Origin of the sequence: Desulfobacula toluolica Tol2 (assembly GCF_000307105.1) — a bacterium.
Taxonomy (GTDB): domain Bacteria; phylum Desulfobacterota; class Desulfobacteria; order Desulfobacterales; family Desulfobacteraceae; genus Desulfobacula; species Desulfobacula toluolica.
The window spans coordinates 1,459,060-1,484,996 of record NC_018645.1 but is presented as its reverse complement, the minus strand read 5'-3'; the positions used below and the strand labels follow the sequence as shown (position 1 = coordinate 1,484,996).

The 25,937-nt window shown below is 39.6% G+C and carries 24 protein-coding genes; 12 read left to right on the top strand and 12 right to left on the bottom strand.

The features are described from left to right. Positions 1–6: 6 nt before the first annotated feature. From kdsB to waaF (TOL2_RS06715), 7 genes are all read left to right on the top strand, one after another. Positions 7–732 carry a 3-deoxy-manno-octulosonate cytidylyltransferase gene (gene kdsB / locus TOL2_RS06745; RefSeq protein WP_014956765.1) on the top strand — a complete coding sequence of 242 codons (726 nt, stop codon included), beginning with the start codon at positions 7–9 and terminating at the stop codon, positions 730–732. Positions 733–783: 51 nt separating this feature from the next. Next, a complete protein-coding gene (locus TOL2_RS06740; protein ID WP_014956764.1) occupies positions 784–1,893 on the top strand; it encodes a glycosyltransferase family 4 protein in 1,110 nt (369 codons plus the stop codon). Between the two features lie 48 nt (positions 1,894–1,941). Further along, entirely contained in the window at positions 1,942–2,640 is a 699-nt protein-coding gene (locus TOL2_RS06735; protein WP_014956763.1) for a lipopolysaccharide kinase InaA family protein, read from the top strand. Between the two features lie 172 nt (positions 2,641–2,812). After that, positions 2,813–4,117 (top strand): glycosyltransferase, encoded by a 1,305-nt coding sequence (locus TOL2_RS06730; RefSeq protein ID WP_014956762.1) that lies wholly within the window; start codon positions 2,813–2,815, stop codon positions 4,115–4,117. A 32-nt stretch (positions 4,118–4,149) separates the two neighbouring features. Beyond that, a complete protein-coding gene (locus TOL2_RS25950) occupies positions 4,150–5,514 on the top strand; it encodes an O-antigen ligase family protein (protein WP_014956761.1) in 1,365 nt (454 codons plus the stop codon). Positions 5,515–5,518: 4 nt separating this feature from the next. After that, positions 5,519–6,418, top strand: a complete 900-nt coding sequence (locus TOL2_RS06720) for a DUF6492 family protein (protein ID WP_014956760.1) — start codon at positions 5,519–5,521, stop codon at positions 6,416–6,418. 328 nt (positions 6,419–6,746) lie between these two features. Continuing rightward, a complete protein-coding gene (gene waaF / locus TOL2_RS06715) occupies positions 6,747–7,808 on the top strand; it encodes a lipopolysaccharide heptosyltransferase II (RefSeq protein WP_014956759.1) in 1,062 nt (353 codons plus the stop codon). A 15-nt stretch (positions 7,809–7,823) separates the two neighbouring features. Here the strand turns inward: waaF (TOL2_RS06715) and waaF (TOL2_RS06710) are convergent, their stop codons facing one another. The 6 genes from waaF (TOL2_RS06710) to lptF form a co-directional block, all read right to left on the bottom strand. Then, positions 7,824–8,873, bottom strand: coding sequence for a lipopolysaccharide heptosyltransferase II (waaF, locus tag TOL2_RS06710; RefSeq protein ID WP_014956758.1), 1,050 nt, complete (start codon positions 8,871–8,873; stop codon positions 7,824–7,826). A gap of 21 nt (positions 8,874–8,894) precedes the next feature. Next, the gene (locus TOL2_RS06705) at positions 8,895–9,791 is read right to left on the bottom strand and encodes a lysophospholipid acyltransferase family protein (protein ID WP_014956757.1); all 897 of its coding nucleotides are present in this window, start codon (positions 9,789–9,791) and stop codon (positions 8,895–8,897) included. Then, on the bottom strand, positions 9,791–10,960 hold the full coding sequence (lpxK, locus tag TOL2_RS06700) for a tetraacyldisaccharide 4'-kinase (protein WP_232508151.1): 1,170 nt from the start codon (positions 10,958–10,960) through the stop codon (positions 9,791–9,793). The genes TOL2_RS06705 and lpxK overlap by 1 nt, the downstream gene beginning before the upstream one ends. Continuing rightward, on the bottom strand, positions 10,911–12,164 hold the full coding sequence (locus tag TOL2_RS06695) for a 3-deoxy-D-manno-octulosonic acid transferase (protein WP_232508084.1): 1,254 nt from the start codon (positions 12,162–12,164) through the stop codon (positions 10,911–10,913). The genes lpxK and TOL2_RS06695 overlap by 50 nt, the downstream gene beginning before the upstream one ends. Before the next feature lie 125 nt (positions 12,165–12,289). After that, positions 12,290–13,366 (bottom strand): LPS export ABC transporter permease LptG, encoded by a 1,077-nt coding sequence (lptG, locus tag TOL2_RS06690; RefSeq protein ID WP_014956754.1) that lies wholly within the window; start codon positions 13,364–13,366, stop codon positions 12,290–12,292. 3 nt (positions 13,367–13,369) lie between these two features. Beyond that, positions 13,370–14,551, bottom strand: coding sequence for an LPS export ABC transporter permease LptF (gene lptF / locus TOL2_RS06685; protein ID WP_014956753.1), 1,182 nt, complete (start codon positions 14,549–14,551; stop codon positions 13,370–13,372). Between the two features lie 94 nt (positions 14,552–14,645). Here lptF and TOL2_RS06680 point away from each other — a divergent pair, with 94 nt between their 5' ends. After that, positions 14,646–15,281, top strand: coding sequence for a thiamine diphosphokinase (locus tag TOL2_RS06680; protein ID WP_014956752.1), 636 nt, complete (start codon positions 14,646–14,648; stop codon positions 15,279–15,281). Between the two features lie 69 nt (positions 15,282–15,350). Here TOL2_RS06680 and TOL2_RS06675 read toward each other — a convergent pair whose 3' ends face one another. Beyond that, complete coding sequence (locus tag TOL2_RS06675; protein ID WP_014956751.1) at positions 15,351–16,199, bottom strand: flagellar basal body-associated FliL family protein; 849 nt, start codon at positions 16,197–16,199, stop codon at positions 15,351–15,353. Between the two features lie 150 nt (positions 16,200–16,349). Here TOL2_RS06675 and TOL2_RS06670 point away from each other — a divergent pair, with 150 nt between their 5' ends. After that, complete coding sequence (locus TOL2_RS06670; protein WP_014956750.1) at positions 16,350–17,180, top strand: ribonuclease H-like domain-containing protein; 831 nt, start codon at positions 16,350–16,352, stop codon at positions 17,178–17,180. Between the two features lie 54 nt (positions 17,181–17,234). On the opposite strand, the gene TOL2_RS25870 is transcribed toward TOL2_RS06670, so the two are convergent. Further along, positions 17,235–17,552, bottom strand: a complete 318-nt coding sequence (locus TOL2_RS25870; RefSeq protein WP_193787656.1) for an IscA/HesB family protein — start codon at positions 17,550–17,552, stop codon at positions 17,235–17,237. Between the two features lie 150 nt (positions 17,553–17,702). On the opposite strand from TOL2_RS25870, the gene TOL2_RS06660 reads away from it, so the two are divergent. Genes TOL2_RS06660 through TOL2_RS06650 form a run of 3 tightly spaced genes read left to right on the top strand, consistent with a single transcriptional unit; the run spans position 17,703 to position 20,582 of the window. Next, entirely contained in the window at positions 17,703–18,767 is a 1,065-nt protein-coding gene (locus tag TOL2_RS06660; RefSeq protein ID WP_014956747.1) for a hypothetical protein, read from the top strand. Continuing rightward, positions 18,764–19,786 (top strand): UDP-glucose 4-epimerase GalE, encoded by a 1,023-nt coding sequence (galE, locus tag TOL2_RS06655; protein WP_014956746.1) that lies wholly within the window; start codon positions 18,764–18,766, stop codon positions 19,784–19,786. The genes TOL2_RS06660 and galE overlap by 4 nt, the downstream gene beginning before the upstream one ends. Positions 19,787–19,802: 16 nt before the next feature. Further along, positions 19,803–20,582 carry an ATP-grasp domain-containing protein gene (locus TOL2_RS06650; protein ID WP_014956745.1) on the top strand — a complete coding sequence of 260 codons (780 nt, stop codon included), beginning with the start codon at positions 19,803–19,805 and terminating at the stop codon, positions 20,580–20,582. Positions 20,583–20,585: 3 nt separating this feature from the next. On the opposite strand, the gene TOL2_RS06645 is transcribed toward TOL2_RS06650, so the two are convergent. The 4 genes from TOL2_RS06645 to TOL2_RS06630 form a co-directional block, all read right to left on the bottom strand. Continuing rightward, positions 20,586–21,131 carry a hypothetical protein gene (locus TOL2_RS06645; protein ID WP_014956744.1) on the bottom strand — a complete coding sequence of 182 codons (546 nt, stop codon included), beginning with the start codon at positions 21,129–21,131 and terminating at the stop codon, positions 20,586–20,588. A 255-nt stretch (positions 21,132–21,386) separates the two neighbouring features. After that, entirely contained in the window at positions 21,387–21,995 is a 609-nt protein-coding gene (locus TOL2_RS06640; RefSeq protein ID WP_014956743.1) for a flavin reductase family protein, read from the bottom strand. A gap of 763 nt (positions 21,996–22,758) precedes the next feature. Beyond that, positions 22,759–24,315 carry a BCCT family transporter gene (locus TOL2_RS06635; protein ID WP_014956742.1) on the bottom strand — a complete coding sequence of 519 codons (1,557 nt, stop codon included), beginning with the start codon at positions 24,313–24,315 and terminating at the stop codon, positions 22,759–22,761. Between the two features lie 139 nt (positions 24,316–24,454). Continuing rightward, complete coding sequence (locus tag TOL2_RS06630; protein WP_014956741.1) at positions 24,455–25,909, bottom strand: trimethylamine--corrinoid methyltransferase; 1,455 nt, start codon at positions 25,907–25,909, stop codon at positions 24,455–24,457. Positions 25,910–25,937 lie beyond the last annotated feature (28 nt).

Below are 25,937 nucleotides of genomic sequence, written 5' to 3'. Positions count from 1 at the left end.
ACAATTATGACAATTGCGGTAATACCATCCAGATACGGTTCAAGCCGGTTTAAAGGCAAGCCTTTAGCGCTTGTGGCCGGCAAATCCATGATTCAACGGGTGTATGAACAGGCACAAAAATCCCGAACGGTTTCAAAAACCATTGTGGCAACCGATGATGAAAGAATTTTCAATGCGGTTGAAGCATTTGGCGGACATGCAGTAATGACGTCCGAGGACTGCCGTTCCGGAACCGACAGGGTTGCCCAGACAGCCGCCTTGCTGAATCTTGGGCCGGATGAGATCATTGTCAATATCCAGGGAGACCAGCCCGTGTTCAACCCCTTGACCATTGATGAACTGATATCTCCCTTTGCCGATGATCCCGACCTTGTCATGTCCACCCTTGCATTCAAGATACAGGATGAAAGGGAAATCACTGATCCCAAAGATGTAAAAGTCACCTTTGACCGGAACGGATTTGCCCTTTATTTTTCCCGGGCACAGATTCCCTATCCCAGGGATAAAGAAACACCAGCCGATTTTTACAAGCACCTGGGCTTTTATGCCTACAAAAAAAGTTTTCTGGACAAACTGGTCACACTTCCCACAAGCCCTTGTGAGCATATTGAAAAGCTTGAACAATTAAGGGTGCTGGAATTCGGCTTTCGGATCAAGGTGGTTATTACCCCATATGACTCCCCGGAAATTGACCTGCCGGAAGATATCAAACGGATTGAAGCCAAGCTTTAATAAAGCAGACTTAATCGGCATCTTTCCATTAAAAAAACGGAAATAAAGCTAATGAAAATAGCACTTCTGGTAAAACGCTTTACTTTGTCCGGGGGCAAGGAACGCTATGTAGTAGAGCTTGCCAGAGCATTACAACGGAGGGGACACTCTATCCATGTATTTGCCTGCCAATACGACAACTCTCTTTCAAAGCAAATAACATTCCATAAGGTTGTTTCCCGTTTTGACTCTTTTAGTGTTCTCAACACTCTTTCTTTTATAAAGGAAACAGCAAAATTATTATCCAAACAAAAGTATGATATTATCCATTCCCATGAAAGAAATTATACCCAGAAGATTCTGACCCTGCACAGTCTTTCATATTGTGAAGGTTTGGAAAAATACTCTTTTATCAGAAGGATAGACCAGAAATATTTTAGTTTGAGGAGCCTTCTTTATCTCTGGCTTGAAAAACGACAGATGAGATCACCTTGGCTTATTTCTGTTTCACAGGAAGTTTCAAGGGATGTGAAAAAATATTACGACCGATCTGAAAATATAGTTACAATCCCACCTGGAGTGGATACAGACCAGTTCAATTCTGCAAACATTAAAAAACTCAGGGATCAAGCCAGAAAAGAAAAAAAAGTGCAAAAAGATGAGCTTGCCGTGCTGTTTGTAGGCTCAGCTTTCCAGCGCAAAGGCCTGGGAAGGCTCCTGCCTGAGATCAAAGAAAACATGCGCCTGTTTGTTGTGGGCAAAGGTGATAAACTTGTCAAATACAAACGGCTCATAAAGGCGTATGGAATTGAAAAAAAAGTGATTCTTACAGGAATGGTCAATGATGTGAAACAATACTATGCACTGGCTGATGTTGTGGTGCTGCCATCACGCTCTGAAGCGTTCGGCATGAGTGCCCTTGAGGGAATGGCGTGCGGACTGCCTGTGATTGTAACCCAAAATTGCGGTGTGGCAGACCTTATTGAAAACAATAAAAATGGGCTGGTGATGAAAAAAAATTCTGATCTTGCTAAATACTTACATCTTTTACGTTCAAAAGAAGAAAGATTGCGTTTGGGTACACTCGCTGAAAAGACTGCCAAAGCCTATAGCTGGGAAAGAGTGGGGTTAACCCATGAGGCATTTTACAAGCAAATATTGTCTTGTAAATTATCAGCATGATTATTACCGTGACTATGATGACGTAGGGGAGTGTAAGGAAGAGGTACAATGAGGGACGAATATTGTAAAAAAAAATTTTCAACTTTTATAATGTGTAAAAACAAATTCATGTCTGACAATATGCTGGACCTTTTGAATAATCCAGATTTTTTTCTGGAAAAAGAAGACACACATATTATTCAAAATAATTTTAAAAGCAAATTGGGTATTGTCCAAATAGACAGCAGAAAAATAGTCATAAAACGCCATAATTATAAGTCAGGGTGGCACAGGTTCAGACGATTTTTCAGACCAACCCGCGCCAGCAAAAACTGGCATTTTTCAAAAATCTTAATGTTCAATAACATATGGGTGCCCACACCTGTGGCTTATGTTGAAACACGGATTGGTTTTTTACGCGGAATGTCCTATTTTATGTATGAGTACGTTGCAGGTATGACTGGTGAAGAATATTTTAAAAAAAACATCAACTCTCGCACCAGGATTGAACATGCTATGGATTTGGTTATAAACCTTATGAATCAAATAAAAAATCTGCATCTTATTCATGGGGATATACGAATGTCAAATCTGATTTTTAAAAATAATAAAATCTGCCTGTTGGATCTGGACGATATAAAACCCATAACCTGGTATCAGATACAGCATTCTAAAACCAGGGACATTCGTGGTTTGAAAAAGGATATTGGTTACAATATTCCTCCAACTCTTCAAAGCATTTTCCTTAAAAGGCTGAATTCTCTTTGATCTTTTTTACCTTCTACAATGTATTGAGTGTTAAAAACTGCATGTTCAAGACTTCCGATTTTAGAAACAACAGACAACGTGGCAGGATAGTTGAAGCGCGCCTTAACCATTCTTGACTAATCCCCCTGTTTCATCTATTATGCGTTTTCTATTTAATAGAGACTTACATAATATGACTAAAAAAAAGAAATGGCTAATACTGGCACACTGCTACAATATGGATGGCAGAGCCGCCAGTCAGACAATAACGGATAGGATTCCCTTTCTCATGGCTCAAGGTATCAAGCCTATTGTGATGAGTGCCCCAACAGGCCGGAAAGAGACTCAATTTCCACATTATCAAGTTTTTTCTCCGGCTCCTTCAGGTTTAAAATTTGAACTGCGCCATGTCCTCAACAACCATGGCACCAAAACCTTTTCCAGAAAAATTGCAAAATTTTTGCTGACAATGCTGCTCTTGCCATTCTTTGTCATAGAAAAAATCATAATTCAACTCGACAGCCATTGGTCATGGTTCTTATCTGCTTCACTATACGGAATATTCATAATACCCAGACATCGGCCGGAGCTGATATACTCAACAGCAGGGCCTTCTTCGACCCATTATACCGGTTATATTCTGAGCAAAATTTTTAAACTGCCTTGGATTGCAGAACTTCATGACCCTTTAATCTATGATAATGAAAAACAAAAATGGCATAAATATTTTTTCCACAAACACCTTGAAAAATTAATTTTTAAAACTGCTGACAAGATAATATACTTTACAGATAACGCCGGTGCAAATGCCGGGAAACGAAATCCCGGATACAACGATAAATTGGTCATAATAAGACCAGGAGCATCCCCTGCCGAAGCATGGAACCAAGAATACAAAAAACAAGAAAAAATACATTTCGGCTATTTTGGTTCCCTTGCCCCCAAACGGAACCTCAAGGATATTTTCAAAGCCTTTCATGATCTGTTTCAGGAAAAGCCGAACCTGTCGAAACAGATTGTTCTAGACATATATGGAACAACGCTTGATAAAATATCCAGCCAGGCTCTTGAACAATATCCCATAAACGAGATAACAATCTTGCACGGCAGGCTTGAACATGACCCTATTACAGGAAAAACAGGAAGAGAGCAGGTACTCGAAGCAATGAAGAGAATGGATGTACTCATTCTTGTTCATGGAAACGACATATTTCGATGCCATGAATATATTCCGTCAAAACTGTATGATTACATGCTGGTAAAACGCCCTATTCTGGGATTAACCCATCCGGGTTCCGAACTTCAACACATGTTGGAGCAAAACGGTTTAATAGCTGCAGACAGCCAAAATCCAACTCAGATAAAAACAAGTATCAACGATTTGGTTGAACAGTGGAAAAACAATGGATTACCGGATCTTGAACATGCTTCACCTCTGACGGTTGAAAGTGCTGTTCGACAACTGATGAAGATCAGGAATAATTTAATAAAGAATTAACAAAGGAGCATATCCGGTTTGAAGACTCCTTAATGACTATCTTAAAAAGACCATTGCAAAATAAACAATGGAATAACTACCTATTGCAAACAAATACTATGAATTTAAACGCATTAAAAACAGCCGAAAAAAAACTTTTCCTGTTTCATCAATATGGCTTAAGTAAAGAGTCTGTTTGTTTTGCTTTTACAGGATTACTTGTTTTTTTAAACCCTTTTCCGCACTTAACTGCATTCACCAATATTTTATTCAGCATTGTTCTGGTTCTATTTATTGACCTTTTTTATCGTAAGACCATCAAGCCAAAATGGAAAAACCCCTTCTCGATTCCACTTGTCTGCTATGTGATAATCAGCATTATCAGTACACTGTTCGCCCTGGATAAGACAGAAAGCCTTGGCGATCTATTCTCACACCTGCTCAGGTACATAGCTATTTTTTTTATTATAATCAACTGTTTCAACACAAAACAAAGATTTAGATACCTTGTGCGAATCATCATTGTTTCAGGACTTATTTTTTCCACAGCATCCCTTTTCTATTTTTACATAATACAGGGCAACAACCTTACAACGAGATTTGGAACCGGATTTACCGATTCAGCAATATGCACAATGGGCCTAATAACAGTTTTTACTTTTATTCTTTCTCTTGGAGAAATCAACCAAACCCAAAACCGTATTGTTAAAAGCCTGCTGATGATAGGACTTATTACTGTGCTTTCAGCCTCTTTGCTGAGTCAATCCAGAGGGACCATTCTCTCAATAATAACAGCAATGCTGGTAATTGATCTTTTCAAAAAAAAGATTCTGTCCCTTGTAATAATATTTTGCATCATTATCTACTATTGCTTCAGTACCCCTCTTCAAGATCGACTAAAGGCCTCGAACCATTATGATGACAGAATAAGCATATACCTGTACTCAATGGAAATAATAGAGGATTATCCAGTTGCCGGCACTGGATTTTCAATTGACACATTCAAAAACAAGAATCTCATTGACCCGCACAAATATAAGAAGCGCATCCCGGAGAGGTACAGATCCTATCCAATGCTATGGCCCCATAATATGTTTTTATCTATATGGGTCAGAACAGGGATTCTTGGTCTTACAGCTTACTGTATGCTGATAATATCATTTATCAGGCTGTCCGTCCGTCTTATAAGATTTGGAAAAGACAGCTTCATACAAACAAATGCAATTTATGCCTTGTCATCTCTCACCATGTTTTGCACCATTGGTTTTTTTTCACCGATTTTTATCCACTTTGCCGATTTCACCTTTTTTATAATTTTTTCAATGCTCACTATCTTATGGAGTTTGAACAAAGAATCTGCTGAGGAAAAAGAGCAAAAAAAAACGGACTTGAGAACTATAAATACATGGAGAGCTTGATTTTATGAACAAACTGGTAATATTTTGCAAATCATACTCAAAAGATCTGTTGAGAGCAAAAAGAATGGCCCAAAGTATCCTGCGGTTCAACCGTGATAATATTCCCCTTTACATGAGTGTACCATCAGACGAGCTTGAGCTTTTCAAAAAGACATTTCAAAACCTGCCCTGTCATTTTGTGACTGATGAAGAGATATTGAACAACTGCAGCAAAACATATGGGCCTTCTCCCAGACTCTTTCCTGCTCACCTGCTGCAGCAACTTATCAAACTCGAATTCTGGAGGTTAAATAAATGCGAGTACTATTTGTGGATAGATTCTGACTCCTATTTTCTAAAACCTTTTGACACAAATTTTTTTTTTCATAATGACGACACCCCCCTTCTGGTGATGCACCATGCAAATGATTTGAGAAATTTCGCCCTGAAATACGACACCAGAATTGCAGAAAAATTAGATAATAGGATAAAAGCCATCCAGCAATTATTTGGACGAAAGGGAGAATCTTTCTATTTTGGAGACCCACCCCTTATCTGGTCCAGCTCTGTTCTTAAAGCCATGTCCAGAGAATTTCTAAAACCAAGAGGAATGACTATTTATGAACTTCTCTATCGATACCCTTGTGAAATGCAGATCTATGGTGAATTTGTCCTGGCTTACAACATCCATAAAATAATCCCCACAGAACCATTTTTTAAAGTTTTTCACTATGCAGAACAATTTTTTGATTCCCAGAGAAAGGGCGAATCAGAATACAGTCTTGCCGGTAAATATCTCGGAGTTGTAATGCAGTCCAACTGGACAAACAAAAAAGAAAAAAAGAAAAACGATATGGCAAGGTTTAAAAAATTTTTAAGGGAACAGCAAAGAAAACTTGGTCTGATCCGGTTCCAACCATTTTAAATGCTATTGTATTAATGCCACGATACACCCTACTCATCCCAGGCAAAGCCAGGGGCTTAAATTCGCTGTGATCTCTTTTATATGAAAGAACTTTTAACCTGCTGAAATTAAATATCTTTCATTATTTGTTGTGGCAGAGTGATCTGCCATGGCCGTTATTAAGATTGCCTGAGGCGAACAATATATGATAATAACCAATAAAAAATAACTACGGAGCAATAAGCGATATGGAGTACCATAATACTGCTGCAAAATCATTTATGAAAGCAGGCCGGGACAAGATCATTTGGATTAATGATTTCTTAAAATCTCTTCAGGTTTAAATCACATGAAAATTCTAATTATCAAATTAAGTGCTATCGGAGATGTTATTCATACCCTTCCTGCCTTGAACAGCTTGCGCAATTTTTATCCTCATGCCCATATAACATGGATTGTGGAAGAAGCAGCATTACCACTTATCAGAGGACATAATTCCATTGACCGCATAATTTTGTCCAAAAGAAAAAAATGGATAAAAAAACTACTCAATCCTTTGGCAAGGAAAAAAACATTAAAAGAAATTTATAATTTTATCAAAGACATCAGAGATACCCGCTATGATATTATCATAGATTTTCACCAGCTCTTAAAAAGCGGCATCCTAGTTTTGCTTGCCAAAGGAGTTCGAAAAATAGGCTTTGACAAGGGAATGCCGCATATGGAAGAAAGCCAGATTTTTTTAAATGAAAAAATCCCCCCTGTGAGCGTAGAAATCCATGCTCTTAAAAGAAATCTTATGCTACTTGAAGCCATTGGTATCCCCACAAAAAACATTGAATACCAAATTTCAACAGACCAAAACGATGAAGATAACGTCATGAAGCTCATTCATGAAAACAAAATTAAAGATGGCTTTGTTGTATTAAATCCTGTTGCCAAGTGGGACTCCAAATTATGGCAAAATCACAAATGGGCTCAGCTTGCAGATATTTTGATTAAAAATTACAATACCTGCGTGATATTTTCAGGAAGTGTGGATGATTATTTTCTAATTGAAGAAATTCGTGGAATGATGCAAGAAAAAGCTGTCAATTTTGCCGGTAAAACAAGCCTGAAAAGCCTTGCAATATTGTACAGTAAGGCAAAAATTATTATCACAACAGATACCGGCCCAATGCACCTTGCAGCAGCTATTAAAACACCTGTAATAGCTCTTTTCGGACCTACCGCTCCATGGAGAACCGGCCCCTTTGGCTTGACGCATAAAATTATTAGAAAAAGCATGTCTTGCAGCCCATGCTTTAAACGTATCTGCCCCTATGGACATCATAACTGCATGAAATCAATAAACGTGGATGATATCCAAATTTTGCTATCAAAATCCACACACCAAATTTGTTCTTCCTGATAACAAAACAACAAGTCATTTATTCAAGAAAGACTCGCATCTCTCCATAACCATACCAACACTTATTTTATCCATACATTGATGATCTGTTGGACAAACATCCTTCAAGCAGGGACTGCATGGAACAGGAACTCTTATCATAACACTGTTTTTATTTGAAGGGGATGTGGCAATATAATCAGTAGACCCGATCACAGCCACCTGGTTGACATTCAAGGCGGCAGCAGCATGCATCAGCCCTGAATCATTGGTCACAAACAGCGAGCATTTCTCTATGAGCGCAAAAGCCTGACCAAGACTCGTCATGCCTGCAATATTAATGCAGCTGCCGTTGGACAGCCCGGCAATATATTCACCAAGAGCAATGTCTTGAGGAGCGCCGAAAATCAACACCTTAACCTTGAATTTTTCAGCCAGTTTTTTGCAAATTTGTGCATATCGTTCGGGAAACCATCGTTTTGCAGTCCCCCCTGTTGCCCCTGGATTGATACCTATAACGGGTCTGGACAAATCAATTTTTTCTTTTTCCAGAAAATGATTTGCAAATGCTCTGTCTGATTCACAAAGAAACAAATCAAGATCCCTGCCGTAATCCAACAGACCAACGCCCTTTAGAATCCCGATATAATAATCAATCAAATGACCCTTTTTCAGGGCCGGGTTCAGTTTTATGCCCCGGCTCAAGAGAAGCGCTCTCCCATCGGTATTGTATCCGACCCGTTCTTTTACGCCGGCAAGAAAAGAAAGCAGGCCTGCCTCAAATGCATTCTGCATCAAAATGGCCAGATCAAATTGATATTTTTTTAAATCCCTGGCAAGCCGCAGGGTTCCAAATCCTTTTTTGTGACGTTTATGGCTGTCATATAAAAGAATCTTATCAACATAGGGATTGTTTTTATACACGGGAATTACCCATGGTTTTGCCAAAACAGTGAGTGTTGAATTTGGAAAATTTTTTCTGACCGCTCGAATGACAGGGGTGGTCATAATGGCATCACCCACCCAATTGGCAGCCCGTATCATTATTTTTGCCGACGAACTGTCTTTAAGGTTTATACGTCCCATTTAATTGTTGTCCAGTCTTGATTATTTTTGGGGAAAATTGCAGTAAGATTTGGTCTTCCAACGATTGTGAACCCAGAAATATTGTTCAGGGCATTTTCTTACCATTGACTCTATAGCAGCTACATAGTTCTGGGTATTGTTTTCAAGATCTTTGATATTATCCCCTGTGATCTGCAAAGGAATTTCCGGTAAAAACTCCAGAATATAATTTTTATTTTTTTTGACCATGAACATCGGAATAACAGCAGCTTTTGATCGTAAAACAAGTTTTGCAAGGCCTTTATTAGTACAGGTAGTTCTTCCAAAATAATCGACAAACACTCCATCATACCAGTCTACATTCTGATCCAGCAAGGTTCCGACAACACCATTATTTTTTAAAATTATGTCAATTTTTTTAGAAGCGCCCTTTAAAGGGATCATTTTCGTTCCAAATCGTTGTCTGACTTTGAGAACAAACCTTTCCAGAGGTTGAAAATCAAATTTTCGATAAACACCATAGGGTGCGATACCCACCTTTGCAACGGCTGCACTGCAAAGTTCAAAATTGCCGATATGCCCGGACAAAAGGATAACCCCCCTGCCTTTTTTTTGAGCATTTTCAATATGCCTGACACCTTTAACCGTAAAATATTCAAACAAATCCTTCCGTGTTTTCCGATAGGACCAGATGACCTCAAAAAGAATATTTGCAATATGTTTAAACACATTCTTTACAAATCTTTGAGTTTGTGCCGAGGAGAACTGTTCAGGATAGGCAAAATTAATATTTTCAAGCGCAACATTTCTGTGGCGCTTATCCGCCTTATACCAGATAAGCCCCAACAGATCTGAAAAAAACCTTAACACTGTTCTTGGGAGCATTGAAAACATAGTGATGCTCAGCTTTATCAGCTTGTATATGATGTCATTATTCATTATTTTTTCAACCTTGAATTCAATAAAAACTCAAACCCTTGAGGATCTTCAAACTCTATTTGGATACCGATCACAATCAAATCCAATGCCCATGTTATACCGGGATCAAGTTTTGCCCAATCCTTTTCCGTTGTTAGAATAAGGCCGGCACCAACTTTTTTTGCTAATGTGTTAATCATTAAAATATCAGAGTCTTTATATCTGTAATGGTCTTTGAATTCAAGATGATCCACAACATTAACACAGCATTCTTTCATGGAATGATTAAAAGACCTGTTTTTGGCAAGCCCTGAAAACAAGAATACCTTTTTTCCCTTTAAGCCGGCAACATCTTTGATATCCTGTTTTAAATTTTCGTCATGGACAATGTGTTTAACGATAAAAGGGGTATGAAAAGTTTTAAACCATGGGCAATCAGGAAAATACCGTAAAATATTTTTCACACCCCCTGTGATTTTATCATTATCAGGACTTCTTGTGAAAATGAGTGAGTCTGCTCTTTTTGATGAAATTTCAGGGGTTTCCCTCAATCGACCGGCGGGAAGAAACCGCTTGTTACCCAAAGGATTTTCATAATCCAGCAGCAACAGATCAAGATCTCTTTTCAGTTTCAAATGCTGAAACCCATCATCAAGGATAATAACATCAGGAGAAAATGCAGCAATGGCTTGTATTCCGGCCTTGAACCGGTCTTTACCCACCACCACGGGGAAGGCTCTTCTTTGGGCCATCATAAACGGTTCATCCCCTGAGGTTTCAGCATTGGAAAAGATCCGGTCACCATCGGAAACAATCACGGCGTCGGTTTTATATTTGCCTTTATACCCTCGGCTGACAACAACCGGTTGTTTTCCCATGTCTTTTAAAACTTTTGCCAAATAGATGGCCATGGGTGTTTTTCCCGCTCCCCCGACAACAATATTCCCAACGGAAATCACAAAACACGGCAACTTTTTTTGTTTCAAAATCCCCTTCTGATAAAGCCAGATGCGAAACCTTACCCCCAAACCATATAGATATGAAATTCCAACCAAAAAGCACTCAAAAGAAAATATCCCGGGTTGATAATTGCGGGTTGAAATATACCCGACTCTTTGTTCTAATTTATTCAACCACTTCTCAAACAATATCAAGACACTCCATCTGCTGTATGATTCGCTGAACCGCACCGGAATTTTGTGAAAAAATTTCAAAATTTCGTCTGCCCATCTGCTGCCGGATCTGCTTGTCTTTTAACAAGATTTCAATTTCTTTTCCTAAGTTTTGTTCAGATTCCACCATTTTGGCTCCCCCGTGATCCATCATCAGGGTTGAAATCATCAGAAAATCCGACATGTCAGGCCCGAAAAGAACAGGCTTGGAAAAAGCTGCTGCCTCCAAAGGGTTATGCCCCCCCTGCCTAACCATTGATCCCCCGACAAATGCCACATCACAAATGGCATAAAGCCGGGAGAGTTCTCCCATTTTATCCACCAGGACAACATCCGGACAATCCCTGGTGTCATTCATTTTTTCAGGATTATCCATTTCTTTAAGGCTGTCCAGTGTTGACAGAAAGACTGTATGAACCTCACGGGATAAAAAATACGATTTTATGGCCGAACATCTTTTGGTATCCCTTGGGGCAAGGATCATCAAAAGCCCGGGGAAATTTTTCTTTGATTTTTTATATATGTTGCAAAGAAGCTTTTCTTCTCCGTCATGGGTGCTGCCGGCAACCAACACCTGTGTGTTCTTTTGAATACCAAAGCGGTCCCTCATGGCGTCTAAACCTCGCTCATCCATATCTTCAAAGGGTTGATCAAACTTGATATTTCCGGCAACCAATATTTTTTTCTCATCAATACCCAAACGTTGAAACCGTTTTTTATCCAATGGGGTTTGAGCCATAATCACGATTAAAGAAGAAAAAAACATGGATGAAAAATTTTTAAACAACAGATATCCCTTTAATGAGCGCTTTGACAGCCTGGCATTAATTAACATCACCGGAATTTTATTTTTCTTCATTTCATATAAAAAATTAGGCCACAAGTCGGTTTCAACAATAACCACGGCATCAGGATTGATTTGCCGACTTATTTTTTTTACACAATACCCCAGATCAAACGGGAAATATCCCAATTGATCCACTAATTGCTCCGCTGATTGGTCCGGCAACCGGGTATTGTCTTTTAAAAACAATTGATTTGCCATATCAAACCCTGTCTTGGTTGATGCTGTAAAAACAATATCCAAGCCTATGCGATGTTCTTTTAATGCCCTGACAAATGGCACGGCAGATATGACCTCTCCCACTGAAAGCGCATGAATCCAGAGTCTTTTTTTGCCTGGCTGTTTCGGTGTTAAACCGGTACTGAAACCGAAGCGCAACCCCAAAGTCGCCCGTCTTTTTTCTGAAAAAAAACAAACAAAAGGCAAACACGGAAGGAAAAGGACAAATAAAATATTCAATATTATTTTATACAAAAATATCATCATAATTTTTTCTAAGCGTATTATTCCGTGTTGATCAAATAAAGAATTCCAAGACATAAGAAAAAAAGATTGGCTGTCCAGGCGCTGATAACCGGAGGCAGAATGGTTCCATATCCCAGAGAGAGACAAAATCCATACATGATCCAATACATGAATGCGATAACAACACCGATGGCGATGGCCACCGGAATATTATTCTTTACAAAGGAGCGCATGCCCGTGGCCGCACCTGTCAGTGCCATAATGATACAAATAAAGGGGAAGGCAATCTTTGCGTTCAAATCAACCTTATAAGTTGTTGCATCATATCCTTCTGCTTCAACCTTGCCGACATATTTTTTCAACTCGGAAAAGCTCATCTCATCAGATTTTTTCAAAATCTCTACAAGATCTTCCGGCTGAACTGCCAGGGGAATGGTCTTCTTATCACTTAATTTTACATCATACTCCATTGAATTTTTTGCATGAATCTGCTCAATAATATTTTCAAACAACCATTTTCCATCCTTGAAAACTCCTTTTTGAGCATCTATTCTTGATTCAAGACCAAAATTTTTGTTTAACGAAGTGATTGTTATGTCTGCAACAGCCTGGTGAACCGGATCATAAAAATTGATGTGGATCATTTTGTTTTCAGACTTTATCCATATATCTTTTCTTGCAGACAATATATTGTGTTTTTTTTGTATCACCTGGTATTTTAAATAATTTACCCTGGCCATGGAAATTGGAATAAGGGTTTCCCCGAAAAAAAACATGAGTAATGCAAGCATCACACTTACCAGGATTGCCGGTTTTACAAAAAAATAAATGCTGATACCACTGGATCTGATGGCTAAAAGCTCATTGTTTCTGTTCATCAATCCAAAAACCGTTATTGTTGCAAGCAAAATACTTGCCGGTGTCAATTGCACAAACATGAACGGAACTTTCAATAAAACATATCCCAGGGCGCCAACCAGTGTAATATCGGAATTTAAAAACCGTTCCATTCTGGACAGATAATCAATAAATACAAACAACACCAGAATCACCAATTGAATGATAAAAAAAAATTTAGCAAATTCCTTTAACCAGTATTTATGCAGACATGTCATATCTTATATTTTTCTTGCAAATTTTTGTTTTAACACCAGACCAGCCTTTCTTACAAATCCGGGTAATTGGACAGGTTTTTCCTTTGCATTACGGACAAAAAAATAAACACCCACGCCCCCAATCAGGAAATTGGGCAGCCACATACAGATAATTGGCGGATAATTTCCTGTTTCCCCGGCTGACCATCCTGCTGCCAGAAGAAAATAATAAAGAAAAAAAAAGAAAAGCCCCAGCCCGAATCCTGAAGACCTTCTAAGGGAAGCTGCCTGAATCCCCAAAGGAAAGGCAAGAAAACCTAAGGAAAGACAGGCAAAGGGAATTGAAAATTTTTCATGAAGTTCCATCAAGGCTTCAGTCAGAAGTGCCTTATCTTTAATACCCGACCGGATCGAACCTACCAGATCAACCAGACTTATCTCATCCAGGTCTTTTGATATCTTATTATTTACTTTGTTCAAGCTGTTCAAATCAATATTGATATCATAACTTCCAAATTCAATATTGCTCACCGTTTTTTCATTGATATCCACCTGATTGATCACGCCATCATAAAGCCTTATGGTATAGATCTGCCCATTCTCAGGCCGGATCAATTTTCCTGAAGGGGAAACACAGATGCTTACAATACCTTTTGTTCTCCTGTCTTCAATAAAAACATCTTTCATTATTTTTGTACTCATATCCACATGAGAAACATAAATCAGGATATTTTCAATTTTAGAATTAAACTGCCGTTCCTGAATTGCTATATCCATGTTTGATCCGGCAATTTCAATCATCTTTGTTTTTAAAGATAATTTTCCCCAGGATACCCCGAAGACCGTGATCCACAGACTCAATAAAACCCCTGACAAGCAAAATAACAGTACCGGCGGCAGCAGTTTATAAAGAGATACACCCGCGCCTTTTAATGCAACAATCTCATTTTCTCCTGACATGCGCATAAACGTCAAAAGAATTGATATCATAACAGACATGGGAATGGTAAATTCCAGAAATCTTGGAAGCGTATAAACAACCATAAGACCAACAGATGAAATATCAGCATTATAGTTCACAACCATATTGGTAATTTCCGGTATCCGTGTCATCAGAAAAACAAATGTCAGAAAAAACAGACTGATGAAAAAAGGAGACAGAAGTTCCCTGAAAATATATCTGTTTATAATATTAAAATTTTTCATTTCCAGGAAAATATAAGTTAGCGGGCAAATAGTCAAGGTATGATCAAAAGATTGCCTGTTTTCATATGATGTTTTTCATGATACTAAATTATCCATGAAATGTGTAATAATAGCCAATGGTGATTTTGAATACACAAACGATATTGCACGCGTGATTGCTGATGCTCAAATGATCATCTGTGCCGATGGGGGGGCCGGGCACTTAAAAGCATTGAATATTTTACCCCATGTCATGATAGGTGATTTTGACTCTGTTAATCCAAATGATAAACAATTTTTTAAAGAGCAAAACGTAAAAATACTCCCCTTTCCCCCAAGAAAAAACCAAACAGATTCTGAGCTTTGTGTGTCATACGCTCTTGAAAAAAATGCAACCGACATAACCTTGTTAGGCGTCACCGGAACCCGTCTGGATCACACCCTGGCCAATATTTTTCTTTTAAAAAAACTTGCCCGGAAAAATATCCTGGCCAGAATTATCAATAAACATAATCAAATTTATATGGTAACAGCTTTTATAGAACTGAAAGGACAACCAGGAGACTTGTTGTCCGTGATTCCCATTACAGAAAAAGCAACCGGAGTAACGCTTACAGGACTTGAGTATCCTCTTACAAATGCAAACATTGAAATGGGATCTTCTCTTGGAATCAGCAATTGTTTTAAGCAGACAACTGCAACGGTTTGCATTGAAAAAGGGATTTTGATCGTAACCAAATCAAAAGATTAGGCGAGGCAGAGACAAATTTCAAATCTGTCCCCATTCCGCAAACCCATCTAAACGACAAGCCGCTTCTTATTATTTTCCTTCAGATCCTTCTTTTCCTTCTTCACCCGCCTCAGAAACCGGTTCATTTGTCAGGTCATGTTCTATGATGAATTCTTCCACTTTGTCAATTTCAGTTGCCACAAGAACATGTTCAATTGAAATCTCTTTAACAAAACCGTCCAGGTAAGGATTTAAAACATCCATAAGTTTTACGATCTGCTGTTTGATACGGTCAAAGTCCTTAACATCATTGAATACAAGGGAACTAAAAAAAATAATAGCAGCTTCACGGGCTTTGGGATGAATGGGAGGCATTTTCTGGCCGGGCATAAGTTCCTTGAGTATCAGATTCAGGTTTAAACACAAATAACGGTCTTTATCATTTGATCTGTTTTTATTCAAATTGACCGCAACAACTCCCATAGGTATCACTGAAGTCAAATCATCTTCAGATGCACCGGATTTGCGAGAAGTTGTAGGACCCCAAACCCAGATACGGCCGGATTCATCCTTGAGCCTGATTAGCGTTTCAGTTAATTCAATAATATCAAAAAAAATGGTGGCATTTTTTTCCCAGACATCTTCAATATCCGACTCTGTAACAGTAAAAATCATCTGCTCTTTTTCAATATACCACATTCCTTTTGCATTCCCTTTGGCTTCAACAATCTTTGAGCTTGCATCAGCAATCCTGATTGAAGATTGCCATTCTCCCTTTGGATTGAGAATCAAAAGAATATAGGTTCTGTTCTTAACGTGTACCCAATTTCCTACAGCCAGTTCATTTTGAACTTTTTGTTCCTCTTTGCAGGCGGTAATGGAAATAAGAAAAAAAACACAAATCAAAAATAAAACAAAATTAAAGACAAATCTTTTCATGACGAAATCCTGATCAATTGAATTTGAAAATTTTGTCAACGCTACCATGATGAAAATTCATGGTCAACCCAAGCCTGATTTTTGTTTCATACTATTATATTTTCTCCATTCAGGATATAAAGAAAATCACTTTAATAATAAGGAATGATTATGCTCGTAAATACATTTATTCATATCCCGGGGATCGGGCCTGTAACAGAAAAAAAAATATGGCAGTCCAATGTATTAACCTGGAAGGATTACAACTGTTTTTCTTGTTTAAACCTGTCTGTCTCAAAGATTGAAGATATAAAAAGATTTGCAAAAGAATCCACTCAACATCTGGAAAATAATCACCCCGGCTTTTTTGAAGCACAACTCCCCTCAAATCAGCATTTCAGGCTGTTTCCGGAATTCAGGCACTCCTGCGCCTACCTGGACATTGAAACAACTGGCCTGGAAACATCTTCACAGATCACAACCATTGCCCTGTACAACGGCAAGGATATCAAATATTTTGTTCAAGGAAAAAATCTTGGCGCTTTTTTAGATGAAATTAAAAATTACAAGATCCTTATCACATACAATGGCAGAAGTTTTGATATTCCGTTCATTGAAGAATACTTTAACGTAAAACTGCCCCACGCCCAGATTGACTTACGGTATATACTGCAACATCTCGGATTCAAAGGGGGATTAAAAAAATGTGAAAAAGCTTTGGGTATGGACAGGGAAGACCTGGATGGTGTGGACGGATATTTTGCTATACTGTTATGGAACGAGTATCAACTCAATAACAATGATAAAGCACTTGAAACGCTGTTAGCGTATAATATTGAAGATGTTATCAATCTTGAAACTTTGATGATCAAATCCTATAATTTGAACATCCAAAACACCCCGTTTTTTAACACCCATACGATAGAAGAACCGCCCAAACCAAAAAATCCGTTTAAAGCAGATCTGAAAACCATTCAAAGGTTAAAACACAAATACTACTAAAAGAGAAGGTGTTCACACAAGGAAAACACCTTCTCTTTTGAACAATCTAAAGCGCTAATCTCCGCAGGAACCACCAGAACCGCAACTGGAGCATCCTGATTGTCCCAGATCCATATTGGAGTCGAGATGAAATCCCATCCCGGTAAAATCAATTTTAATAGTTTCAGCTTTTTCCATAAATTCTTTATCAACAACAAATTTCAAGCCTTTAACATCAAAGCTGTCATCCGTATCTTTTGGCTCATCCAGAGCCATAGCAAGCGAGGGACCACCTCAGCCGCCTGAGTTAAGAAAAATTCTAATGGGAGTGGGTTCCCTGCCCTGGAAATAGTCATTGATCTGCGTTTTTGCAGGATCTGTTAACTCAATCATTGTTCAACTCTCCTTATTTATTTATTTTTCAGGTATACATTGCCTGAATACTCTAATTTTAACCATACACTTTGTGCCTGTCAATGTTATGAGGCTGTTTTCCTTTATTTCTCTTGCTTTGAATCATACGGTTATTGTAAAATACCGAGCATGAAACTGTCAGTCCCGTTCATACCAGATGGAAAATACACAAATTTTCTGAAAAATAAAACCCGGAATATTGAATCAGTCTATTTTTCTCTTCACTCAGACCAGGTTCTGGACTCCAGGATGAGATGCAAAAACGCCACGCCCCATGAACTTTCAAAAGGATTACAGCACCTTAAATCTGTTAAAAAATACTGTTTGCTCAATTCCCGATTTATAAATCCCGGTCTCTATCATGACACACAATTTTTAAATCAAACTCTGGACAAACTTGAGTACCTGGTCTCCCATGCAAATATCAACGGGATTGTTTTTTGTGACGCATACCTTCTGAATGCACTATCCGCCACAAAAAGAGATATAACAGGCTTTCTTGAGGCGGTTCCGGGCATCAATTTTATGATTGATTCTTATCAAAAAGCTGCGTCAATGTTTGAATTTATCCGGCAGACAAGGTTCAAATTTCCCGAAAAAATTGTCCTTGACCGTTCCTTGAACAGAAACATCCGGCAGCTTGAAAAGACCGGCAGTGAAATCAAAAAAGCCTGCAACCAAATCAAAATTGAACTGCTTGCCAATGAAGGCTGCATATATCATTGTCCGTTCAAATTAACCCATGACGCTCAAATCTCGTTTTCAAACACAGGACTTATACCGGATAAAAGCTTTCAGACAAACCGCACCATTGGCTGTCATGCCTGGTTTTACAAAACACCTGCTTTTTTTTTAAAATCGCCTTTTATTCGCCCCGAAGATATTGATATGTATACACAAACAGCCGATACAATCAAACTTTGCGGAAGAACATTGGGGGTAAATTTTCTGTGCCAATGCATCAGCGCATATGTTGAAAAATCATATAACGGCAATCTGTTTAACCTCATGGATGCCACCCACTGGTTATCCGACGTGTACCATATTGAAAATAAAAAACTTGACACCGGCTTTTTTAAGCTGCTGACAAGCTGTACAAAAAATTGCAAAAACTGTAATGTGTGCCGTGATTTATTTTTAAAAACAGCAAGACAAAAACCATTTAAACTTAAACAGTATAAGGACTATCTATGAAACTACTGGTAACCGGTGGTGCCGGATATATCGGAAGCCACACCTGTGTTGAACTTTTAAATGAAAACCATGATGTCGTTGTCCTGGATAATCTTTCCAATAGTTCTGAAGAATCCTTGAACAGGGTAAAACAAATTACCAAAAAATCACTGGAATTCTACAAAGCAGATCTTTTGAATAAACAACAGATTGCAGCTGTTTTTGCTGAACATAAAATAGATGCGGTCATTCATTTTGCCGGACTAAAAGCCGTGGGGGAATCCGTATCAATCCCGCTGAAATATTTTCACAACAATATCACCGGCACCTTGAACCTGCTTGAAGTCATGACTGAATTTAATGTAAAAAACATTGTGTTCTCATCGTCTGCAACGGTTTACGGAGATCCGGCTTCCCTTCCCATAACAGAAGAGTTTCCCCTGTCGGCAACCAATCCATATGGCCGGACAAAGCTGATGATAGAAGAGATACTCAAAGATCTTTACCACTCGGATAAAAGCTGGAACATTGCGTTGTTAAGATATTTTAACCCTGTGGGCGCCCATCAAAGCGGTGATATCGGAGAAGACCCGCTTGGCATTCCAAATAATCTAGTACCTTATATTGCCCAGGTAGCCATGGGATTCTTACCTCGACTCAGTGTCTTTGGAAATGATTATGACACCCCGGACGGCACCGGTGTAAGAGACTTTATCCATGTGGTGGACCTGGCATTGGGCCATGTCAAAACCCTGCCCAAGCTGTTGACCCATAAGGGTCTGATGATTTATAACCTGGGAACCGGTCAGGGCTATTCAGTACTTGAAATGATCAAAGGATTTGAAAAGGCAAGCGGTAAAAAAATTCCTTATAAAATTGTGGACAGAAGACCCGGTGATATCGCTGCCTGCTGGGCTGATCCTGCCAAAGCAAAAAAAGCGCTTGGATGGGAAGCAAGCAAAACACTTGCCGACATGTGCCAGGATACCTGGAACTGGCAGAAAAAAAATCCAAGCGGATACCGGCAAAACATAAAATAAAAAAAAGGACACCACATTGGATAAACGACCGATTGCTCTGGGAGCAAGGTTAAAACAATACCCGGCAATTCAAACTCTTGGGTTTAAACCCGATTTCCAGGCCTATTCCGCTCAAGAGCAACAGATTATTTTGAATGCAAAAAAAATCTATTATCCCACAGCTTTTTATGCAGACCTGTTTAATGCCATGGGAAAAGAGACATTCCCCAGTTTCCATACCTATAAATTTACCCTGGACAAGATAAAACAGACCGCAGTATTTAACATGCTTGGCATTCCCCATCCAAAGACAAAAATTTTTTACGGAAAAAAACAAAAACAGACCATCCTTGATTTTTTTGATTTTCCATTTATTGCAAAAAAAGCAAGGGGATCTGCAAGAGGTGCCGGTGTTTACCTGATTCAAAACAGAGATAACCTTTCACACTATTTAAAGGACAAAGAACCAGCCTATATTCAAGAATATCTGCCCATTGACCGGGATATGCGAATCATAATTATCGGCAATCAAATACGGCTTGCCTATTGGCGCATTGCCGACCCGGACAATTTTAAAACCAATATTTCCCAGGGCGGGACTGCAAGTTTTGACCCCCTGCCCTCCAAAGCCCTTGATCTTGCACTTATAACGGCTTCAAAATGCGGATGGGACGATGTCGGAATAGATATTATTGAACATGACAGCAATTTCTATGTCCTGGAAGGCAACATGAAATACGGAACAAAAGGTTTTTGCCTCGCCGGTATCAATTATAAAAAGATGCTGGCAAACCTCATCGTGGAAGGCAGGATTTAACGGTCACAACAGGCCAGCATCCTGTTCATCTTCTTCCCATTCTGCAAGGCAGGACTTAAGCGCTGCGTATTTTGAAGACCCCTGGGGTTTTAAACACAGATATCCAAGCTGATCAATACAAGTTTCAAGACAATCAAAAAAAGCCTGTTCAACATCCTTTATTTGGATCTTGTCCGCATCTTTTTCTATCGTATCCAGCACAACCTGTGTCAAATGGCCTTCCGGAACAAAAACATCACAAACACAAGCATTCCACTCTTCGGGAAAATTGTTTATCTTCCATGAACTTAAGCGGTCAGGCCTCAATATACTTTTATTTTCAGGATTAAAAGGGGCTTTGACAATTTTCATTTTCCTTTTATCAAACTGCATCAAAGCTTTTAAGAGTGCTGTGATGTCATTTGAAAAAATCCACTCTTCAGGTTCCAGCAGTATCGGTGGAAAGTCTTTGCTGGTTAATGCATACTTAAACGGCCCGCTGTTTTTCCAGAACGCCTTAAAATCCTTTAAATGCGGCAATATTTCTCTTTTTACCGAATCAACACTCATTTTTAAATTCTCCTGAATAAAACAGACCGGCTTTTTTGCCACTCTTTTTTGTGATTTCCTTATTTTTAGAATAAATTCCAATCAAATAAATTTTCCATATACTCCCAAAATCAAATATCATATCTATAGAGGTTTTTCCCAGGTTCGTCAATTCACAGTCATTGAGGTCTGTATCGTCCAGCCCATACTCTCTTCACAGGAGTGATCATGGGAGATCCTTGATAATCAGTTGATGATAAAAGACTGATATTGTGATCAAATCACATACTTTTTTTCCAGGGGATCCTTGCCGTCAGGAAACATCTGCCCAAAAGGTGTGAATTGATCCATGTCGGTTGCCGTGCAATAATGCATACCTTTTTCACTTCCGATCATCATCAAGGGACAAGCTTTTTTAAGATCCAGTGTACCTTGCGGGGTCAAGACCTCATCCGCCACTTCAAGCCGGCAGACCTTGCCCATGATAAGCGTATATCCTCTATCCTGGTGAAGGGTGGCTAACTCACATTCCATCCATGCATAAGCACCTTTAATACCGGGAGGTGCAATTGTTTTTGAAGCTTTTTCAGATAATCCTGCCAGTTCAAATTCATCTGCCTCAGGAGGTGAAAATTTGGCAGTCGGAATCACTTTGTCTGAAAAATCAGCTCCAACCAGATTGACCACGAACTGGTCCATATCCCGGATATTGGTCAGGGTATCCCTTTTTTCCGCCGAAGCAAGGCAGATCAGATCCAAGGGGCGCAGCACCGGCATGATGCAAGAATAAGGGGCGATATTACGCACGCCATCCTTGCTGAGAGTAGAGATAAAAGCAATGGGAAGTGGCATAAAACCTTCCCGCATAAAGGGTTTGAATATCATTTTTTCTCCTTCTACAACTTCCTTAGATTATAAGCGTTTCTCCATAAAAAAAGGCCACAAGCATCATCTATCCCTGTTTTTTTGAGGGATGGTGACCTTCGTGGCCTGTTCGCAATAACGGCCATGGCAGATTAACCTGCCACGACAAAAAATGAAAGATATCTGATTTCAAGAGGTCAAAATTTCTTTCATATAAAACACAAAATGCTTAAAAAAATAATCAAGGCATATTGTGATGGATCAAAAAAAAATTTGATTTGGCAAGAATTTATATACCATGCTCATCAAGCGCCTTGTACCGGATAGCCATTCTATCTTCCAGTTCAGTGGCTCGGCCCATGACCTTGGCCTTGATCCCTTCGTTAGTCCCCACTTCATGCGGAGGTTTCGAATAATGGAAAAATCAAACATTATCATTTGTTCCATGATGAATCATGTAAATTATAACACCCATTATGTCAATCCAATTATCCATATTTTTTTTTTACGGTAAAACTGTTTTAAACTTCTGTGCAGGTTCAATAAAAATCAAATCAGCCTTTGATTTATCTATTTGCTGATGTCATAATATGCCGCCCCTATTTTTAAGGCCAAATCTTTTGGAGACAATTCGATTTGAAGCACCCGGCGTCCGGCACTGACGTAAACCGTATTAAATTTTAACGCTGAACTGTCCATAATGGTTTTTAATTTTTTCTTTATTTAAGCATAGTCATTATTTAAGCATAGTCATTGCATCATGCATAAAATCCATCTTAAATTCTTAAATCACGGTGGTGGGAGGAATGGATTTATAGTCTTTGATCAGTTCTTTGATCAAAACAAACAACAAAATAAACATAATTATAAGAAAAGGAAAGGCCCCGACAATAGAGGCTGTCTGAAGAGATGAAAGTCCGCCTGAAAAAATCAGAACAATGGCAAGCCCTCCCAGAATTGTTCCCCAGAAAATAATCAGGCGTTTCCCTGCCCTTGGATTTCCCGGCTCAAGCCCGGCGGTTGAGTAGCGGCTGATGACATAGGTTGCGGAATCAGCCGATGTAATAAAAAACGATGCGATCAGGACATTGGTAAAAAAAACCAGGAGGCCATAAAGAGGAAGGTGGCTGAGGGTCTCAAACAATGCGACTTCAACGCTTTGTTTCACAGCTTCCCCAATGGAGGTATTCGTAAACAGATCAAGATAAATGGCTGTTCCGCCAAGGGCTGTTGAAAAAACATAGGAAAAAAGCGTGGGTGCCAGCAAAATAACCAGAATAAACTGCCGGATTGTCCTTCCCCTTGAAATCCTTGCGATAAACGCACCGACAAAGGGTGCCCATGCAATCCACCAGGCCCAGTAGAAAACCGTCCATGATTTTGTCCAGCCCGGATTATCAAATAAAACAAAGCTTGTGGAAAGAGATACAAAATCTTTTGCATAATCTGTTAACGCCTGGAAAAAAGTATGTAAAATATACTTAAACGGCCCTAAAACAAAGAAAAAAAGCAGCAGTACGACCATAAGGGTCACATTGATAAGAGAGAGGATTCTTATACCCTTTGCAACCCCTGTCAGTGCGGATAGAATAAAAACAATCGTGATTACGGCAATGATAATCGCCGCTGGAACCGGACCTGTCGAAATGCCCATGGAATGAGAAAGACCGCTGTTTATCTGTATGGCTCCCATGCCAAGGGATGTGACAACACCCATTATTGTGGCCCAGATGGCAAGGATGTTAACCGTTCTGTTGCCCAGGGCGACATTTTTTTTAGGGTCAGGCCCGGTTCCAATGCAGGATGAAATGGTGGCGGGCCTTCCCTTTCGAAATGTGAAATAGGCCATTGGAAGGCCCACAACAATATATGTGGCCCAGGCATGCAGCCCCCAGTGGAAAAAAAAAATCTCAAAAGCCTGTCGTGCTGCTCCGGCCGTTCCGGCCTCTCCTGCCGGCGGTGACATGAAATGATACATGGGTTCGGAACAGGACCAGAATATCAGCCCGATTCCCATGCCGGCCGAAAAAAGCATGGCAAACCAGCTCAAAAAAGAAAACTCAGGGGTTTCATCATCCCGGCCAAGCTTTATTTTACCCAGTGGAGACAATGCAATTCCAATCACAGCAACCACAAAAAAGCTGCAACTCATCAGATAAAGCCAGCTGAATGAGCCGGTCAGCAGATCCAGGGCTGCCGAACCGGCCTTTCCAAGCATGGCGGGTGAAATAAATCCAAGTATGATAAAAGGCAGGGCAAGCGCTGTGGCACCGTACAAAACCCTTGTGTCAATTTCTTTTCCGAAAAGTCTTTTGATTCCGGGGATTTTCTTATCCGTCATATCATCCTCCGTATTTTCAACTTTGCTTGCCCATTTTTATATGAAAGTCTTAAAAAATTCATAAAGAGACTTTAAATCTTTGTTGTGGCGGCTCAATCTGCCATGGCCGTTATTATCCTTTACTTTTTCATATTGAAAATCAAGGAATCATTTCTCCTTTACGGATACGTTCGATAACCGTGTCGCTAAGCTGGGGATAGTAGAGCTTTTTTCTTGCTGCATCATTAATGGTTTTTTCCCATTTCATGAATGATTCAACATTTCTCAGGGTATGTTCCGCACTCTTTGGGTTCCCTTTTTCAGCAATCTCTTTTATGCCGTCCAGAGTCTTGTCATCAGCCGGAAAATAAAGTGGTATGATCCCCTTGTCTTTGGGCGCTTCATTAAATATTTTACAGGATCTTTTCTCCCGTTCACAATCTTCCACAAATTTTTCAATACTGAAAAAATTCAAGCTTCCCATTGCCCCCAAAGAATGACGAATGATATGGCTCCCGTATTTGCGCAAGGTATTTCTGCTCAATTCAGATTCCATGACAGCGGTTTCATTCATTTCCGATATGCTTGTGCTTCCCCCTGACTGGGCTGAAGGGAACTTTGTAATCCATGTGTTCAACCTTGCCATGGCAGCATTGATAAGAGGCTGATGCCGGGAACTGTAAGACAGGTCGCCGCCGGTTTCAACGACTCCGGGAATACCGCCGTGCATGCAGGAAACACCCGGGTTTACCGTCTGGGCCAATACCATCATGAACATAACCTGGGCATGGATCTGGGTCAGAAGAGCTTCCGGACTTCCCGGCCCTGAAGCCCCTGCAATGGTAAGATCCAGCAAAAGAAGATTTGTGCCGGTCCTGGCACTTCGAAGAAAGGCGTCAACCATGGTGGGCATGGGGGCAAGAGAGGTAATCAGGCTGGTTCCGTCAAGCCAGTGGTCCTTACCCTTTAAAAAAAGAATCTCATCATCGGTCATGGCTTTGGTTGTGGTCATTTTCAGTCCCGCAAACCCCTGTTCCATGAGCTTTGCAACCTCATAGCTGGAGATGCTCTTGTCAAAAGCCACAGGGAGACTGAAAATCCCAGCAGTATCGGAATGTTCACCCACAACCTGAACAATACGCTTAAATTCGTCCTTGCTCGCCGCCCGCAGCTCTTCGTCTCCGGGCCGCTTTAAAAACGGAGGGGTCGCACCTGTTCCAAAGCAGTTCATTCCTGGGTCTTCAGGCATTTCCCGGGGGATATTTTCCAGGCATCTGTCGATAAAATCTCTTTTCAGCGGAACAAATACTGCTGTATCACTTTCAAAATCAATGGCATCGGCCTCAACAAGAATATCCATCAATTCCTGGCTTTCGGCAATATTGATGCCAATATCGGTCAAAACCCTTTTGCCGTTTTCATCAATGCGTTTGTAAATCTCTTTTTCAGCAATCAGGTCATCCATATCCTCCATTCGTGATCTTGTTTTTTCTGCTGTTTTTGAATCTTTAACATTTGCCAGAAGTTCTTTGTATACTTTTTTTGCAGATTCAAAATCGTAACTTTCTTCATGCTTTAATCCCTCTTTGAAAAGTTCATTAGCCCTGTCATTCATGGTTTGATCTCCTTTTTGATTTGTTTTA

What these genes read in the sequence shown, in the direction of transcription:
- TOL2_RS06680 (WP_014956752.1), top strand. Translation starts at nt 14,646, where the DNA reads ATGAAATGTGTAATAATAGCCAATGGTGATTTTGAATACACAAACGAT.
- waaF (WP_014956758.1), bottom strand. Translation starts at nt 8,873, where the DNA reads ATGGGACGTATAAACCTTAAAGACAGTTCGTCGGCAAAAATAATGATA.
- TOL2_RS06640 (WP_014956743.1), bottom strand. Translation starts at nt 21,995, where the DNA reads ATGATATTCAAACCCTTTATGCGGGAAGGTTTTATGCCACTTCCCATT.
- TOL2_RS06705 (WP_014956757.1), bottom strand. Translation starts at nt 9,791, where the DNA reads ATGAATAATGACATCATATACAAGCTGATAAAGCTGAGCATCACTATG.
- TOL2_RS06630 (WP_014956741.1), bottom strand. Translation starts at nt 25,909, where the DNA reads ATGAATGACAGGGCTAATGAACTTTTCAAAGAGGGATTAAAGCATGAA.
- TOL2_RS25950 (WP_014956761.1), top strand. Translation starts at nt 4,150, where the DNA reads ATGACTATCTTAAAAAGACCATTGCAAAATAAACAATGGAATAACTAC.
- TOL2_RS06645 (WP_014956744.1), bottom strand. Translation starts at nt 21,131, where the DNA reads ATGAGTGTTGATTCGGTAAAAAGAGAAATATTGCCGCATTTAAAGGAT.
- TOL2_RS06730 (WP_014956762.1), top strand. Translation starts at nt 2,813, where the DNA reads ATGACTAAAAAAAAGAAATGGCTAATACTGGCACACTGCTACAATATG.
- TOL2_RS06740 (WP_014956764.1), top strand. Translation starts at nt 784, where the DNA reads ATGAAAATAGCACTTCTGGTAAAACGCTTTACTTTGTCCGGGGGCAAG.
- galE (WP_014956746.1), top strand. Translation starts at nt 18,764, where the DNA reads ATGAAACTACTGGTAACCGGTGGTGCCGGATATATCGGAAGCCACACC.
- kdsB (WP_014956765.1), top strand. Translation starts at nt 7, where the DNA reads ATGACAATTGCGGTAATACCATCCAGATACGGTTCAAGCCGGTTTAAA.
- TOL2_RS06660 (WP_014956747.1), top strand. Translation starts at nt 17,703, where the DNA reads ATGAAACTGTCAGTCCCGTTCATACCAGATGGAAAATACACAAATTTT.
- lptG (WP_014956754.1), bottom strand. Translation starts at nt 13,366, where the DNA reads ATGACATGTCTGCATAAATACTGGTTAAAGGAATTTGCTAAATTTTTT.
- TOL2_RS06735 (WP_014956763.1), top strand. Translation starts at nt 1,942, where the DNA reads ATGAGGGACGAATATTGTAAAAAAAAATTTTCAACTTTTATAATGTGT.
- waaF (WP_014956759.1), top strand. Translation starts at nt 6,747, where the DNA reads ATGAAAATTCTAATTATCAAATTAAGTGCTATCGGAGATGTTATTCAT.
- TOL2_RS06635 (WP_014956742.1), bottom strand. Translation starts at nt 24,315, where the DNA reads ATGACGGATAAGAAAATCCCCGGAATCAAAAGACTTTTCGGAAAAGAA.
- TOL2_RS06670 (WP_014956750.1), top strand. Translation starts at nt 16,350, where the DNA reads ATGCTCGTAAATACATTTATTCATATCCCGGGGATCGGGCCTGTAACA.
- TOL2_RS06675 (WP_014956751.1), bottom strand. Translation starts at nt 16,199, where the DNA reads ATGAAAAGATTTGTCTTTAATTTTGTTTTATTTTTGATTTGTGTTTTT.
- lptF (WP_014956753.1), bottom strand. Translation starts at nt 14,551, where the DNA reads ATGAAAAATTTTAATATTATAAACAGATATATTTTCAGGGAACTTCTG.
- TOL2_RS06720 (WP_014956760.1), top strand. Translation starts at nt 5,519, where the DNA reads ATGAACAAACTGGTAATATTTTGCAAATCATACTCAAAAGATCTGTTG.